The following is a 14,115-nucleotide window of genomic DNA, read 5'->3' as shown; positions in this document are numbered from 1 at the left end:
CGGCGGGGCTTTTTCTTAGGCAGCAGCCTGAGCGCTGCGATGGTCCATCCAATCCTGTATCCGGGCGATCTGCTCAACGCTCAGACGCAAGCCCAGCTTGTTTCGACGCCAGACGACATCCTCGGCCGTGCGGGCATATTCTTTATCCATCAGCCATTCCAACTCGCGCGCAGTCAGTGTGGCACCGAAGTCCTCTCCCAAGTCTTGGGCGGATTTCGCATCCCCTAGAATGATCCTGGCCTCGGTGCCGTAGGCGCTCACAAGACGCTCGGCCCAGGCGCGCTCCAAAAAGGCAAAGTCAGCTTCCAACCCAGCCACCAGATTTTGCACCCCTTCGACAGGGAAATCTCCGCCAGGCAAAGCCACACCAGCCGTCCAGGGACCGGGTAAGTCCGGGAAATGCTCGGCTGCTTTCTCCAACGCACTCTCGGCCAGACGTCGGTAGGTTGTGATCTTGCCGCCGAAGACATTCAGCACCGGTGCCCCGCCTTGCGCGTCCACTTTCAACGTATAGTCCCGAGTCGCGGCGGTGGCGCTACTGGCACCGTCATCGTACAGCGGGCGGACACCTGAGTATGTCCAGACGATTTCATCTCGCGTCACTGGCGTCTTGAAATATTTGGTCGCAAACGCGCACAGATATTCCTGTTCCGCCTCGGTACACACCGGAGATTCAGATGGATTCGGATGATCCTGATCTGTCGTGCCGATCAAGGTGAAATCACGCTCGTACGGGATGGCGAAAATGATGCGCCCATCCTCGCCCTGAAAAAAGTAACACTTGTCGTGGTCAAACAGCCTGCGGGTCACGATATGACTGCCCCGCACCAACCGGACGCCCTCGCGCGAATTCACGTGGATTTTCGATTGAATGATATCCCCAACCCATGGACCACCAGCGTTGATCAGCATTCTAGCCTTGATCACGCGTGTCTCGTCACTGTCGCGGTCCCGAACCGTCACCTCCCATAGGTCGTCTACGCGCTTCGCCGCCAGAACCTCGGTGCGAACCATAATATTAGCACCGCGTACCGCGGCATCGCGGGCGTTGAGAACGACAAGGCGCGAATCCTCGACCCAGCAATCGGAATACTCATAGGCGGTCTCAAACTTGTCCTGCAGCGGTCGCCCTTCGGGTGCTGTTTTCAGGTTCAGAGACGCCGTGCCCGGTAGAATTTTACGCCCACCCAGATGGTCGTACATGAACAACCCCAACCGGATCAGCCAGGCCGGACGACGACCCTTCATCCAAGGCATCACCGTGCTTAACAGGCGCGAGGTCGGCGTTTCGGAATCGAAACGCATGTCTGCGTGGTACGGCAACACAAATCGCATCGGCCAGCTGATATGCGGCATCGCCTGCAGCAAGGTCTCACGTTCGATCAGAGCCTCGCGGACAAGGCGGAATTCGAAGAACTCCAGATACCGCAATCCGCCGTGAAACAGCTTGGTCGACGCCGACGAGGTTGCCGAGGCCAGATCGTTCATCTCGGCCAGTGTCACCGACAGCCCGCGCCCCGCTGCATCGCGTGCGATGCCGCATCCATTGATGCCGCCCCCAATGATGAAAAGGTCTGAGATCTGGTCGTGTGACTGTTCCATATCTGGATGATTCCCGTTTGCCGAAAACGCGCGCTCATTAACCGTACAGGTCCGCGCTTCGTCAATGTTTGTTTTCGTTTTTGTTCGTTTTACCACACAATACTTGCTTTTTTGTGCATTCGCCCAGCACATTATTGCAATTCAACGGAAACAGAACAAAAACGAACACATCAAAATTGGAGCCAACCGTGTCCCTTTCCTTTCGCCAGTCAGACATTCTGAACATCGCTAAACAAGATGGCCGCGTGATGGTCGAAGACCTGGCGCTGCGGTTTGGTGTGACGGTTCAGACCATCCGCCGCGATCTTTCGGAACTTGCTGACATGGGCAAACTGGACCGCGTGCATGGTGGTGCTGTCCTTCGTTCGGGGGTGTCGAATATCGGGTATGAGGATCGCCGAGCGCTTAACGCAGACGCCAAGACGCGCATCGCGCAACTTTGCGCGCAGGATATTCCCGATGGCGCATCTGTGTTCCTGAACATCGGCACCTCGACCGAGGCTGTTGCCCGGCAATTACTGAACCACAAGGACCTGATGGTGGTCACCAACAACATGAACGTCGCCAATATTCTGGTCGACAACCCAAACTGTCAGATTGTTGTGGCGGGCGGTGTGCTGCGCCGTTCGGATGGGGGACTGGTCGGCAACCTGACGATTGCTACCATCGAACAGTTCAAGTTCGACTATGCCATCATCGGATGTTCGGCGTTGGATGCCGAAGGTGATCTGATGGATTTTGACTTTCAAGAAGTCCGGGTCAGTCAGACCATCATTGCCCAAGCCCGCCGAACCTGCGTGGTGGCCGATCACTCCAAATTCCAACGTACAGCCCCCGCCCGAATTGCCTCATTGTCCGATGTCGATGTGTTCTATACCGACAAAGCCCTTCCCAATTCGCTGACCAAGAAATGTTCCGAATGGCGAACACAATTAAAGCTGTGCGCCTGACCCCAAGTAATTCGCATTAAACGGGAACTTCCTTCGCGACTTCTTGCCAGAACCAAATTCACCTGACACACTCCCCCATATTGCAATCGTCGCACGGGAGGGGAGAACCGAGCCATGATAGCGCTTTTGTTTGCGTTACTTACAGCCACGATGGGACTGAATTACTTTAATCGGACAACAGCGGCCAACGTGCTTTTCTTTTTCACGCTGGCGTTGAGTGTGTATTGGCTGAAGTTCCATGCCACCAGCCAACTGACGATCCAATTGTAAGGGGGCCGCGATGACACCGGAACTTTCACGCAATCTCAACGCTCTTGGTATGCTGGCTGTCAGCCTGGTGTTGGTACTGGCCTATTTCTACCAGTTAAAACTCGATGAACTCCCCTGCCCTCTGTGCCTGTTGCAAAGGGTTGGACTGGTGGCCGTGGGCGTTGGTCTAGGCCTGAACCTGCTTTACGGAGCGCGGCCGCAGCACTATGCGATCATGCTGCTTGCGGCACTGTTCGGCGGCAGCGTCGCCGTACGCCAGATTCTGCTGCATATCGTACCGGGTACAGGTCACTATGGGTCACCGGTTCTGGGGTTGCACTATTATACCTGGTCCGCGATCTGCTTTTTCCTGATCTTGCTGGGTACGGCCTTTATGCTGCTGTTTGACCAGCAATACGCCGAAAACACCCAACAACCGCGTTTTGGTGGCAGCATTTTGGCCAAAAGCGCGTTCTTTATCATGCTGGGGCTGGCGGCGCTGAATGCGGTCTCGACACTGGTGGAATGCGGGCCTGGAATCTGCGCAGACCCACCCACCAGCTACAAATTGATTGACGAACTGGGCACCGACGGCTGAGGATAGGACAACCTGCCCAAAAGGAGGCACGAGCATGGGACTATTGGGGCAGCCACTTGGCTACTATGACTACCTGACTTTCGTGGCATTGATCCTGCTTCTTGCGGCTGTGATGGCGCTGATCCTGTTCATCATGGGGTTACCGGGGCGGATCGCGATCAAACGCAATCACCCCCATGCCGAAGCCGTCAAGATCATGGGGTGGATGGGTTTTCTGGCTGTTGTGCCGTGGGTGCATGCCTTTATGTGGGCCTTCCACGATGGCGTCACAGTCGACATTCGGCGCACACCCGATGACGAAAAAGATGCGATCCGCAAGGAAATCAAGCGGTTGGGCGGAACGGTGAACGAAGAATACAGCGATCCGCTAGACCCTGACGAGACGCAGAAAAGCTAAGGCCAAAGGAAGTCACAGAATATGTTTGTCGCCCTCGGCATTACGCTGTTCTACATCATTTTCGTCTGGTTCATTTTCTTCAAAGCGAAGTTACTGAAGTTCAACATCACCTGGGGTGTCGTTTCATTCTGGGTCGGCGCGCATCTGCTGCTGATCTTCCTTGTCGCACTGCGTTTTTTCCAACCGTTTTCCATCGACAGCCACGTGGTGCGTTCGACCATTCAGATCGTACCGCGCCTGACCGAGCCCACGATCCTGACCGAAGTGCTGGTCGAGCCGAATACCGAGGTGAAAAAGGGCGATCCCCTCTATCGCTTTGACGACACGGTATTCGCTTTGGAAGTTGAAGAGGCAACCGCGCAGCTGGTGGCAGCCGAGCAGAATGCCAAAATCCTGGAACAGGACGTGATCGCGGCGTCCGAGGCCATCGAGCGCGCAAATGCGCAGCTAGCTTACGCCCTGACCCAACAGGCGCGGTACGAGAACCTCGTGCCTGCTGGTGGCGCAAGGCAGGACGAATTAGATCGCTGGGATGAGCAGGTCACCGAGGATCAGGCACAGGTCAAAGAGGCCGAGGCCAATCTCGAAAAGGCCCAACTCGCGCTGGATTCCCAGATTGACGGGGTCAATACCGGCATCCTTCAGGCGCAGGCACAGCTGGATAAAGCCCAGTATTTCCTTGATAACACGACGATCTATGCACCCGAAGACGGCATGATCGTCTCGCAACAGGCGCGTCCCGGTCTGGTTGTTGGCGATATCCGGCTGGGTGCAATTGCCAGTTTCGTGACCAAGGACAATCCTTACATTCTGGCCACCTATCGTCAGCAGAACCTGAAATTTGTCGAGCCCGGTCAGGAGGTGGAGGTCGCGCTGGACCTTTATCCCGGCGAGATTCTAACCGGCAAGGTCGAAGCAATCTGGTGGGCTACGCGTCAAGGTCAGTACCTGCCCTCAGGCCGCCTGCCCGGCTTTGAGTTTCCAAAACTACCGGGTCGCATCGCGGTGCAGATCTCGGTCGACATCCCAGACAGTCACACATTTCCCGCCGGCGGCCACGCGGCGGTCGCCATCTACACCGGTCAGGGCAAAAGCTTTGAATTCCTGCGCCGCATCAATATCCGCCTGTATTCCTTCGCCAACTTCATCCGACCACTGGATATCTGAGGACACATGACATGACCCGGGCCAGACTTCACCGCAGATTGATCGGCACCGCCCTATGCGCGGCCCTGCTGGTCGGCTGCACGCCAGTTGGCCCGGATTTCGTGCGCCCGAACTCTCCGGTCGTGAAAGAATGGATCGAGGTGAACAGCCCCAGCGCCGGACCCAGCGGCCTAACCTCGCGCAGCGCGCCGGTGGTGAAATGGTGGGAGACGTTCAACGACCCCACCCTGAACAAACTGGTTGCAGAGGCTTATGCCCAGAACCTTGATCTACAGGTGGCAGGTGCCCGTGTCCTGCAGGCTCGCGCGCAGTTGGGGATTGCGTTCGGGGAGCTGTATCCGCAATCGCAAGCCATCGGCGGATCAATCGAGCGGCGCCAAATCAGTGACAATCTTGGGCCGATTTCGGATGTAAATCGGATCATCCCCTTGGATACCGAGTTTTCGACATCTCAGGTTGGGTTCGATGCGCAATGGGAGCTGGACGTCTGGGGTCAGCAAAGGCGCGGCGTTCAGGCGGCGCGGTCCAATCTGGCGCTGCAGGTGGCGAATTACGACGACGCCCTGGTGACGCTGACCGGCGACGTCGCCGCCCTGTACGTAAATATCCGCGCTTTGCAGGAATCTCTGGCGGTCGCGCGTGAGAACATTCAGCTGCAACAGGCGTCTGCTGATCTGACGCAATTGCGCTTTGACAACGGTGTGACGACCGAGCTGGACGTGCAGGAATCCACTGCCCTGCTGAACAACACCAAGGCGCTGGTCCCAGAGATTGAAAGCGATCTGCAACAGGCCAAGAATGCGTTGGCTGTGTTGTTGGGGGCAACGCCCTCGCGCATGACCAGTCTGCTGGGTAATTCGGGGCGCATCCCTTCAGCCCGGTCGAATGTAGCCGTGGGTGTTCCGGCCGAGCTGCTGCGTCGCCGTCCCGATGTCCGCGCGGCCGAGTTGGCGGCGGCAACGCAATCGGCCGAGGTCGGCATTGCGATGGCTGATCTGTACCCGCAATTCATTCTGTCTGGGTCCATCGGCCTACAAGCCTCGGGCGGGCGGGATTTGTTTTCCGCAGCCAGCACGACCAGTCTGGCCAATGCAGGTGTGGTCTGGAACGTGCTGAACTACGGCCGGATCAAGAACAACGTCCGTGCGCAAGACGCGGCTTATCAAGCGCTGATCGCCAACTACCAAAACACTGTTCTAACCGCCTATTCCGAGGTGGAAAGCGCGATGGTCGCCTATGCCCAATCGCGCAAGCAGGTGGTTTTTTACGAAAACAGCGTCACCGCGTCGCGCAAGGCCGCCCAGATTGCGGTGGATCAATATCGCGACGGTATTGCCGATTATTCCCGCATCCTGAACACTCAGACCGCGTTGCTGCGGTCGCAGGCCAATCTGATCGAGGCGCGGCAACAGGTCTCAAGCAATCTGGTTGCCGTGTACAAGGGGCTGGGCGGCGGCTGGCAGATTCGCCAAAATCAGGAATTCCTGCCTGAAACCGTGCTGGCCGAGATGGCATACCGCACCGATTGGGGCGACCTGCTGCAACAAGACCCGACGCGGGCAAGCCTCAACTAATCGCTATTTGGTCAATCCGCGCAGCCCGCCGGAAATCAGGATGTTCACTTCATACAGGATGCGCGGCGCTGCAAAACCGCCCGGGCTGGCCAGATAATTCGGGCTCCATTCCGGGTCGAACTTCTGCTTGAAGGATCGCAACCCTTCAAAGTGATAAAACTGTTCGCCATGCTCATAGACGAACCCGCCGACACGGTTCCAGAACGAAGCCAGTTGCCGGTTCTCGATCCCCGAAAACGGCGCCGCGCCCAGCGAGAACCAGTGGAACCCCTGCTCTGCTCCCCACGACATCATCTCGGCAAACAGCGCGTCCATGATGAAGTTCGAGCCGTCAGGTTCGTAACGCATCAAATCCAGCGACAGTTCAGATTTATGGCCGCCTTGGAACAGATTGGCAAAAGCCACGATCTTGCCTGTGTCCCCATTTCGCAGCACGGCAAAATCGAAATAGGACAGGTAGTCATCGTCGAACCCGCCTAGGGCAAATCCCTTTTCCTCACCCGCTTTATGCTCGAGCCAGTCGTCAGAAATTTTGCGTAGCTCCGGCAGGACCGGGGTCAGTTCTTCCTTCGGGATGATCTCGAACACATACCCTTCACGCTCGGCCCGGTTTTTGGCCTGACGGAACCGTTTTCGGGATTTGCCATCCAGCGAGAAATCTTGCAGCGGCACCCGCGCGACCTCACCGATTTTCAAGATGGACAGACCCAGATCCAGAAAGGTTGGCAGATATTTGGTCGAGACGCTGTAAAACGCACAGAGCTTGCCCTCGCGGTCGGCCATTTCGCGCAGCTGCCAGATCAGTTGTTGACCGGCTTTTTCATCGCCAACCGGCTCTCCCTTGGTGATTAGAGCGTTGCCGGTGTCGGCATAGGCCAGAAACGCGGATTCATCGGGCGCGATCAAAAACTGCTTGTCTCCGGTCAGCGAAATCTGCGCCTCCGTGTCTTCGCTTTCCAACGCCAGCCGTTCGACGACAGGCGGGATTTCCGTGCGTACCGGTTCAGGGATTTCCCGCCCGAATAGTGAGTTAACAGCCACCACACCAAGTATGACCGCTACCACCAGGCTGGAACGCAGGAACCGTGAGGCGTCGCCGCTCCACGCGAAATCCCACCACAGGGCGTTCTGGTATTCGACATGCGAATAGGCAAACAGCCCGATCCAGAAAATGACCGCCAACAGGGCCACTACGCTGACCAGCCACGGGATGTTCAGCCGAAAAATCGACGCGCCGCTGACCCGGTAAAACGCACCCCGGAATGTGGCCAGCACCGCGATTGAGGCCAGCATGCCGATCGCCTCGTGCGTATCCAACCCCTTGGTCAACGAGGCAACGAAACCGGCCACCATCAGCAACATCGCCACGATCCAGGCACGATAAAGTTTGCGGAACAAACCGCGCGAAATCAGGATCAGAAGAACACCTATTGCACTGCCTGCCAGATGTGAGGCTTCGACAAAGGACAAAGGCAGAAAATCTCGCAAAACACCAAGGCTTTGACTGCTGGACGGTAAGGCCCCGGACACCAACAGGATGATCCCGGCAACCGCCGTCACGCCTGCGGCAACCATCGGCACAATCGGCCGGATCGCGCGATAGACCCATGTGGCCGCGCCGCTGATATGGTTGCGATGCGTCAGCGCCGAGGCCACAGCAATCGACACGCTGGCAATGACAAAAGGCAGAAATGTGTAGACAAGACGATACAGCAGCAAGGCCGCGATTACGTCAGACCGGCCAGAGGCACCCAAACCTGCGATCAATGTCGCCTCGAACGCGCCAATACCGCCCGGCGCGTGACTTACGATCCCAACGGCAATAGCCCCAATAAAGATCGTGAAGAAATAGGGGTAGCCGACCCCAAGGTCATCGGGCATCAGGGTATAAAGCACCATCGAAGCGCCAAACAGGTCCCCGATCGCGGCCAGCGTTAGCAAGCCTGCCAGTTTGCCGCCAGGCAAGTTGAACCCAAATCCGCCATAGGCCAACTTGCGCCCGCCCCGCGCGAGCCAGAGGAACAAGGCCACCAACGCGGCCAACAGGCACAGACCGATTATCGTCTCAGTCGTGTCGCTGATCGGCAGAACATTTGAAATACCATCGGGATGCAGGGTAAGCAGTATGCCCAGCAACAGCACCAGCCCGGACCAGAACGCGATCCAAGAGGTCGCGATGACCCCGGCAACCCGGCTTAGGTCCAACCCAAGCGAGGCGTAGATGCGATAGCGGATCGCCGTTCCGGTAATGTAGGAAAAGCCTAGGCAGTTCGATACGGCATAACCACTGGCTCCGGCCATGCCAGCTACGGCCAGGGGAACCTCTCCGTCCGCCACGCTTTGAACGGCCAGCACGTCGTACATGGACAAGGACAAAAAGCTGAAACAGGTCCAGCACAGGGCGATGAACATCAGTTTCCAGGATGTATTTGCCACATCCACCTGAACATCGGCCCATTTCACGTGCTGGGACAGTTCGTGCAGTACGACCAGCGCAATCAACGTCACCAGGATCGGAACCGCAATTCTGACCGCGGGCTTTTCAAGGAACCCGGTGACCCGCTCGGCCAGACGAACGGCCCAAAGCTCTTTATCAGTCTCCTGCGTGGTCATGGTTCCCCCCTGCTCCGAGGCACTGCAACGATCCTGTGCGTGGATCGGCGACGCAGGGCAACCTTGGCACAATTTCCTTGAACGTCAAAGCACTACAAGGGATCAGACCCGCCCTTTACGCGTTGACAGCAACAGATTGGTCTCGGACCGCGTTATCCCCTCCATCCGCCGGATCTGAAACAAGACCTCGTCCAGTTCCGCCAAAGTTTCGGTGCCAATCTCGGCAATCAAATCCCAACTGCCGTTGGTCGTATGCACGGCGCGCACTTGGCGCAGGGCCGCGATTCTGGCCATCGTACGTTCGGTCCCGCGGCCTTCGATCTCAAGCATCATAAGGCCCCGCACCGGGCTTTCCGCCACATCCAAACGGGTCAGGACGGTAAAGCCCACAATCTCACCCGATTGTTTCAGACGCTGCAGGCGGCTGCGCACCGTGGTGCGGGTGACGCCCAGCGTCTCGGCCAGTTCAGACAGCGAGGCCCGCGCGTCCCGGTGCAGCGCATTCAGCAACCTACTGTCCAAATCGTCCATAGTCATTTCTCATTTCGCTTATTGAGGTTTCATTTTGAACATTTTGCTCTCTTTTCGCAACCCACCCTGCGGAACTAAACAAACATATGGACAACAAACACGTTATATTGGTCGGCGCCCCGATGGACGCTGGCAAGCGTCGTCAGGGCTGCCGAATGGGGCCTGACGCCTATCGAGTGGCCGGTCTGGATCAGGCTTTGGCCAATCTGGGTCATCAGGTTTCAGACATTGGCGATGTCCAGCCGGACAGCATGGATGTGGCTGAGGACACACATCTATTCGCCCTGCCCGAGGTTATCGGCTGGACCAACGCGCTAAGCCGTGCGGCGCAGGAAACTGCCCCCAAGGGTCTGCCGATCTTTATGGGCGGCGACCACGCGCTGTCGATGGGAACCGTTGCAGGGATGGCCGCCCATGCCCAGCAGATCGGGCGCCCTCTGTTCGTACTTTGGCTGGATGCCCATAGCGACTTTCACACCCCCGACAGCACTGGCAGCGGCAACCTGCACGGTACTCCTGTCGCCTATTTCACCGGCCAGGCGGGTTTTGATAATTTCCCAACCGTACCCGCCCCGGTTCCAACAGATCGCGTGGGCATGATTGGCTTGCGCTCGGTCGATCCTGCCGAGCGCGCACGGCTTGAGGAAGATCACGCCATGCTGGCCGATATGCGCAGCATTGACGAACACGGAATCAAAGCCCCATTGAACGCGTTTCTTGATCGGGTCCGGGCGGAGAATGGCATCCTGCATGTCTCGCTAGATGTCGACTTTCTTGATCCCTCGATCGCCCCTGCCGTCGGCACCACCGTCCCCGGCGGCGCGACCGAACGCGAGGCGCATCTGGTGATGGAGCTGCTGCACGAAAGCGGCCATGTCTGCTCTTTGGACCTGGTCGAGCTGAACCCGTTTCTGGACGAACGCGGCCGTACCGCAAAGCTGATGGTCGATCTGGCCGCCTCATTGTTGGGCCGCCGCATTTTTGACCGCCCAACACGGAGCTTCTGATGCACTCTCTGCAAGCCCCCCCTGCCGTCGTTATGATCCGGCCCCATGCGTTTGCTTCTAACCCTGAGACCCGCGACGACAATGCGTTTCAGACATTGGCCAACCGCTCGGCTGCAGCCACATCTGCTCAGGCGCGCGATGAACATGACCAGGCGGTCGCATTGCTGCGCGATGCAGGTGTAAAGGTTCATGTCTTCGACGATCACGGGGACCTCGACACACCCGACAGCGTGTTCCCGAACAACTGGTTCTCGACCCACCCCGGCGGGCATGTGGCAATCTATCCAATGTTCGTTCCGTCGCGCAGGCGCGAACGCCGCGCGGACGTCATTGAGATGCTGAAACAGGAATACCGTGTTCAGGACGTGATTGACTATTCCGGGCTTGAGCAGGACAAACTGGCGCTGGAAGGCACCGGAGCAATGGTTCTGGACCACGTTGGCCGCGTCGCTTACACAGTCAAATCCAACCGTGCCGATCCCGTTTTGTTGGAGCGTTTCTGCACTCATTTCAATTATGAGCCTATTGTGTTCGAAGCACATGATGCCGAAGGGCGAGATGTCTATCACACCAATGTTCTGATGGGCATCGGCAGCGAGTATGCACTGATCTGTCTGGACATGATCACCGATCCGGAACGGCGCGCGACCGTAAAAGCCCGGTTGGAAGAATCCGGTCGCACGGTCATTGACCTGACCCACGAACAGATCGCCGAATTTGCGGGCAACGCCATCGAACTCAGCGGTCGGGATGGCCTGGTTTTGGCACTGTCGAGCCGGGCGCTTGCCGCCCTGACCCCGGATCAACTCGCAACAATCGAAGCCAGCGCAACGCCGCTGCCGCTGTCGGTTCCCACAATTGAAACTGCCGGTGGATCCGTGCGCTGTATGATTGCAGGCATCCACCTGTCCCGTCGATAGGAGACCCCAATGCAACCATCTGAAAAGGCGCTTGTGCCCTTTGTATCCGTCGACAACATGATGCGTCTGGTTCATCACGTCGGGCTTGAGAAGATGATCACCCAAATCGCGGCCCAGATCGAAGCCGATTTCAAGCGTTGGGAGAGCTTCGACAAAACCCCGCGCATCCCGGCCCACTCGCCGCATGGCGTGATCGAGTTGATGCCCACGTCGGATGGTGAGGCCTACGGATTCAAATACGTGAACGGTCACCCCAAGAACACCTCCGAAGGGCTGCAGACCGTGACCGCTTTTGGCCTGCTGGCTGATGTCTACACCGGCTATCCCACCCTGCTGACCGAGATGACGATGCTGACCGCCCTGCGTACAGCCGCAACCTCGGCACTAGTGGGCAGTTATCTGGCACCGAAGTCTTCGTCGGTTATGGCCATGATCGGCAACGGCGCGCAATCAGAGTTCCAGTGCCTGGCTTTCAAGGCCATGTGCGGGATTGATACGGTTCGTTTGTATGACACCGATCCGAATGCCACCAAGAAATGTGCCGCGAACCTTCAAGGCAAAGGTCTGACAGTAGTGCCCTGCATAACCGCCGAAGAGGCCATCGAAGGCGCACACATCATCACGACCTGCACCGCCGACAAGAAATACGCCACGATCCTGACTGACAATATGGTCGGCCCCGGCGTTCACATCAACGCCATCGGCGGTGACTGTCCCGGCAAAACCGAATTGCATCGTGATATCCTGTTGCGGTCGGAAATCTTCGTGGAATACCCCGAGCAGACCCGTATCGAAGGTGAGATTCAGGCACTGGACGACACCCATCCGGTGACAGAAATGTGGCAGGTCATGACCGGCCAGGCCAAAGGGCGCAGCGATGATCGTCAAATCACTCTGTTCGACAGCGTCGGCTTTGCGATCGAGGATTTCTCGGCCCTCCGCTACATCAAGTCCGCTATCGAGGGAACTGATTTCTTTGAACCTTTGGACATGCTGGCCGATCCTGACGATCCGCGCGATCTATTTGGAATGCTGATGCGGGCAAGCTAAAGAACCCGCAAATGGCATTACCTCGCCCCCGGTTAACCCCGGGGGCTTTTTCTATCCGGCCAGCGACGGCAAGTAGAGGACGATGGCCGGGAACGCCACAAGCAACGCGATGGTAATCGCGTCGGCGATGAAGAACGGTGTCACGCCTTTGAAGACGTCCTGAACGCTCAAGTCCGGGCGCACACCAGCGACAACAAAGCAGTTCAGGCCAATCGGCGGCGTGATCAGGCAGAATTCGGCCATTTTCACTACCAATATACCAAACCAGATCGCACACATCGGCCCCGACATGCCAAAGGCACTTTCAGCGGCGCTGACGGCTTCCCCACCGTTCAGAGCCATGACGGCCGGGTACACGACCGGTAGCGTCAGCAGCAGCATTCCGATGGCATCCATGAACATGCCCAACACCGCATAGGCCAGCAGGATGCAAATCAGGATCAGCATCGGCGACATCTCAAGCGAGGTGATCCAGTCCGAAAACGCGCCCGGCAGGTCGGCGAAACCAAGGAACCGCACGTAGATCAGCACGCCCCAGATGATCGAAAAGATCATCGCGGTCAGTTTGGCGGTTTCAAGCAACGCGGATTTCAGCTCGGTCCAGCGCATGCCGTGGAACAGGGCAAAACAGAAGACAATGAAGGCGCCGATGGCACCACCCTCGGTTGGTGTGCCCCAGGCCTTTTCTCCGAACGGGTTATAGACAAAGCAGATGATGATCAGGATCACAGCCACAATCGGCAAGGCACCGGGCAAGGACGCAAAGCGCTGTTTCCATGTAAACCCCGTGACCGGAGGCCCAACGCTTTTGAAAATCACCGCTATTCCCACAATAAGCAGGCCATAGATAACTGCCGAAAACGCCCCGGGGATGAACCCGGCCAACAGTAGCTTACCCACGTCCTGTTCAACGATGATGGCATAGATCACAAGAATGGCCGAAGGCGGGATCAACGAGGCCAGCGTACCCCCGGCAGCAACGACTCCGGCAGCGAATTGCTTGTTGTAACCGACTTTCAGCATCTCGGGGATGGCGATGCGGGCGAAAACCGCGGATGTGGCGACCGACGCGCCCGACACGGCGGCAAACCCGGCTGTCGCGAACACGGTCGAAACCGCCAGCCCACCCGGCACCCACGCCACCCAGCGTTTGGCGGCCTCGAACAATGCCTTGGTCAGGCCCGCGTAATAGGCCAAGTATCCGATCAGGATAAAGGTTGGGATCAGGCTGAGCGTATGGGCGGCCACCTTGGAATGCGGCACCTGCCCGGCTGTTTTGACAGCCACCGTCAATGCTTTGCCAAACCGATCCGGGTCATATCCGAACTTGGCCCAGAAGATCCAGACCAGCCCGGCCAACCCGGCAAGCCCAGCGGCAAAGGCGACCCGCATCCCTGTGACGACCAATACAAGCAGGCCACCTGTAACCCACAGACCAATATCTATTGTGTCCATGC

At 57.7% G+C, this 14,115-nt stretch carries 13 protein-coding genes; 9 read left to right on the top strand and 4 right to left on the bottom strand.

Translation table 11 applies throughout. The annotated features are described in order from the left end of the window. Positions 1 to 15: 15 nt before the first annotated feature. Entirely contained in the window at positions 16 to 1,602 is a 1,587-nt protein-coding gene (glpD, locus tag ACR3EP_RS03625; protein WP_480636373.1) for a glycerol-3-phosphate dehydrogenase, read from the bottom strand. Between the two features lie 188 nt (positions 1,603 to 1,790). Here glpD and ACR3EP_RS03620 point away from each other — a divergent pair, with 188 nt between their 5' ends. From ACR3EP_RS03620 to ACR3EP_RS03595, 6 genes are all read left to right on the top strand, one after another. Continuing rightward, the gene (locus ACR3EP_RS03620; RefSeq protein WP_480636371.1) at positions 1,791 to 2,552 is read left to right on the top strand and encodes a DeoR/GlpR family DNA-binding transcription regulator; all 762 of its coding nucleotides are present in this window, start codon (positions 1,791 to 1,793) and stop codon (positions 2,550 to 2,552) included. Positions 2,553 to 2,666: 114 nt separating this feature from the next. Beyond that, entirely contained in the window at positions 2,667 to 2,822 is a 156-nt protein-coding gene (locus ACR3EP_RS03615) for a DUF5993 family protein (RefSeq protein ID WP_170331252.1), read from the top strand. Positions 2,823 to 2,832: 10 nt separating this feature from the next. Next, entirely contained in the window at positions 2,833 to 3,399 is a 567-nt protein-coding gene (locus tag ACR3EP_RS03610; RefSeq protein WP_425080790.1) for a disulfide bond formation protein B, read from the top strand. Positions 3,400 to 3,433: 34 nt separating this feature from the next. Beyond that, positions 3,434 to 3,796, top strand: a complete 363-nt coding sequence (locus ACR3EP_RS03605) for a DUF3302 domain-containing protein (protein WP_170348435.1) — start codon at positions 3,434 to 3,436, stop codon at positions 3,794 to 3,796. Between the two features lie 21 nt (positions 3,797 to 3,817). Further along, positions 3,818 to 4,963 carry an HlyD family secretion protein gene (locus tag ACR3EP_RS03600; protein ID WP_480636368.1) on the top strand — a complete coding sequence of 382 codons (1,146 nt, stop codon included), beginning with the start codon at positions 3,818 to 3,820 and terminating at the stop codon, positions 4,961 to 4,963. An 11-nt stretch (positions 4,964 to 4,974) separates the two neighbouring features. After that, entirely contained in the window at positions 4,975 to 6,537 is a 1,563-nt protein-coding gene (locus ACR3EP_RS03595) for an efflux transporter outer membrane subunit (RefSeq protein WP_170409507.1), read from the top strand. 3 nt (positions 6,538 to 6,540) lie between these two features. Here the strand turns inward: ACR3EP_RS03595 and mprF are convergent, their stop codons facing one another. Next, entirely contained in the window at positions 6,541 to 9,150 is a 2,610-nt protein-coding gene (gene mprF / locus ACR3EP_RS03590; RefSeq protein ID WP_480636366.1) for a bifunctional lysylphosphatidylglycerol flippase/synthetase MprF, read from the bottom strand. Positions 9,151 to 9,252: 102 nt separating this feature from the next. After that, positions 9,253 to 9,681, bottom strand: a complete 429-nt coding sequence (locus ACR3EP_RS03585; RefSeq protein WP_058280995.1) for an Lrp/AsnC family transcriptional regulator — start codon at positions 9,679 to 9,681, stop codon at positions 9,253 to 9,255. Positions 9,682 to 9,767: 86 nt separating this feature from the next. On the opposite strand from ACR3EP_RS03585, the gene rocF reads away from it, so the two are divergent. The 3 genes from rocF to ACR3EP_RS03570 are packed head-to-tail and all read left to right on the top strand — an operon-like array spanning position 9,768 to position 12,658. Continuing rightward, complete coding sequence (gene rocF / locus ACR3EP_RS03580; RefSeq protein WP_480636364.1) at positions 9,768 to 10,688, top strand: arginase; 921 nt, start codon at positions 9,768 to 9,770, stop codon at positions 10,686 to 10,688. Continuing rightward, on the top strand, positions 10,688 to 11,608 hold the full coding sequence (gene ctlX, locus ACR3EP_RS03575; protein ID WP_170358055.1) for a citrulline utilization hydrolase CtlX: 921 nt from the start codon (positions 10,688 to 10,690) through the stop codon (positions 11,606 to 11,608). The genes rocF and ctlX overlap by 1 nt, the downstream gene beginning before the upstream one ends. A gap of 9 nt (positions 11,609 to 11,617) precedes the next feature. After that, positions 11,618 to 12,658: an ornithine cyclodeaminase gene (locus ACR3EP_RS03570; protein WP_480636362.1), complete on the top strand. Its 1,041-nt coding sequence runs from the start codon at positions 11,618 to 11,620 to the stop codon at positions 12,656 to 12,658. Between the two features lie 51 nt (positions 12,659 to 12,709). On the opposite strand, the gene ACR3EP_RS03565 is transcribed toward ACR3EP_RS03570, so the two are convergent. After that, positions 12,710 to 14,113, bottom strand: coding sequence for a TRAP transporter large permease (locus tag ACR3EP_RS03565; protein ID WP_480636360.1), 1,404 nt, complete (start codon positions 14,111 to 14,113; stop codon positions 12,710 to 12,712). Positions 14,114 to 14,115: the final 2 nt, after the last annotated feature.

Source organism: Ruegeria sp. BB10, assembly GCF_056535725.1.
Note: the sequence above shows the minus strand (reverse complement) of the source record. Positions and strands in the feature narration are given on the sequence as shown.

Excerpts from the sequence above, each read along its gene's own strand:
- glpD (WP_480636373.1), bottom strand. The coding sequence starts at position 1,602 with ATGGAACAGTCACACGACCAGATCTCAGACCTTTTCATCATTGGGGGC.
- ACR3EP_RS03615 (WP_170331252.1), top strand. The coding sequence starts at position 2,667 with ATGATAGCGCTTTTGTTTGCGTTACTTACAGCCACGATGGGACTGAAT.
- ctlX (WP_170358055.1), top strand. The coding sequence starts at position 10,688 with ATGCACTCTCTGCAAGCCCCCCCTGCCGTCGTTATGATCCGGCCCCAT.
- ACR3EP_RS03585 (WP_058280995.1), bottom strand. The coding sequence starts at position 9,681 with ATGGACGATTTGGACAGTAGGTTGCTGAATGCGCTGCACCGGGACGCG.
- ACR3EP_RS03595 (WP_170409507.1), top strand. The coding sequence starts at position 4,975 with ATGACCCGGGCCAGACTTCACCGCAGATTGATCGGCACCGCCCTATGC.
- ACR3EP_RS03570 (WP_480636362.1), top strand. The coding sequence starts at position 11,618 with ATGCAACCATCTGAAAAGGCGCTTGTGCCCTTTGTATCCGTCGACAAC.
- mprF (WP_480636366.1), bottom strand. The coding sequence starts at position 9,150 with ATGACCACGCAGGAGACTGATAAAGAGCTTTGGGCCGTTCGTCTGGCC.
- ACR3EP_RS03605 (WP_170348435.1), top strand. The coding sequence starts at position 3,434 with ATGGGACTATTGGGGCAGCCACTTGGCTACTATGACTACCTGACTTTC.
- ACR3EP_RS03610 (WP_425080790.1), top strand. The coding sequence starts at position 2,833 with ATGACACCGGAACTTTCACGCAATCTCAACGCTCTTGGTATGCTGGCT.
- ACR3EP_RS03565 (WP_480636360.1), bottom strand. The coding sequence starts at position 14,113 with ATGGACACAATAGATATTGGTCTGTGGGTTACAGGTGGCCTGCTTGTA.
- ACR3EP_RS03600 (WP_480636368.1), top strand. The coding sequence starts at position 3,818 with ATGTTTGTCGCCCTCGGCATTACGCTGTTCTACATCATTTTCGTCTGG.
- rocF (WP_480636364.1), top strand. The coding sequence starts at position 9,768 with ATGGACAACAAACACGTTATATTGGTCGGCGCCCCGATGGACGCTGGC.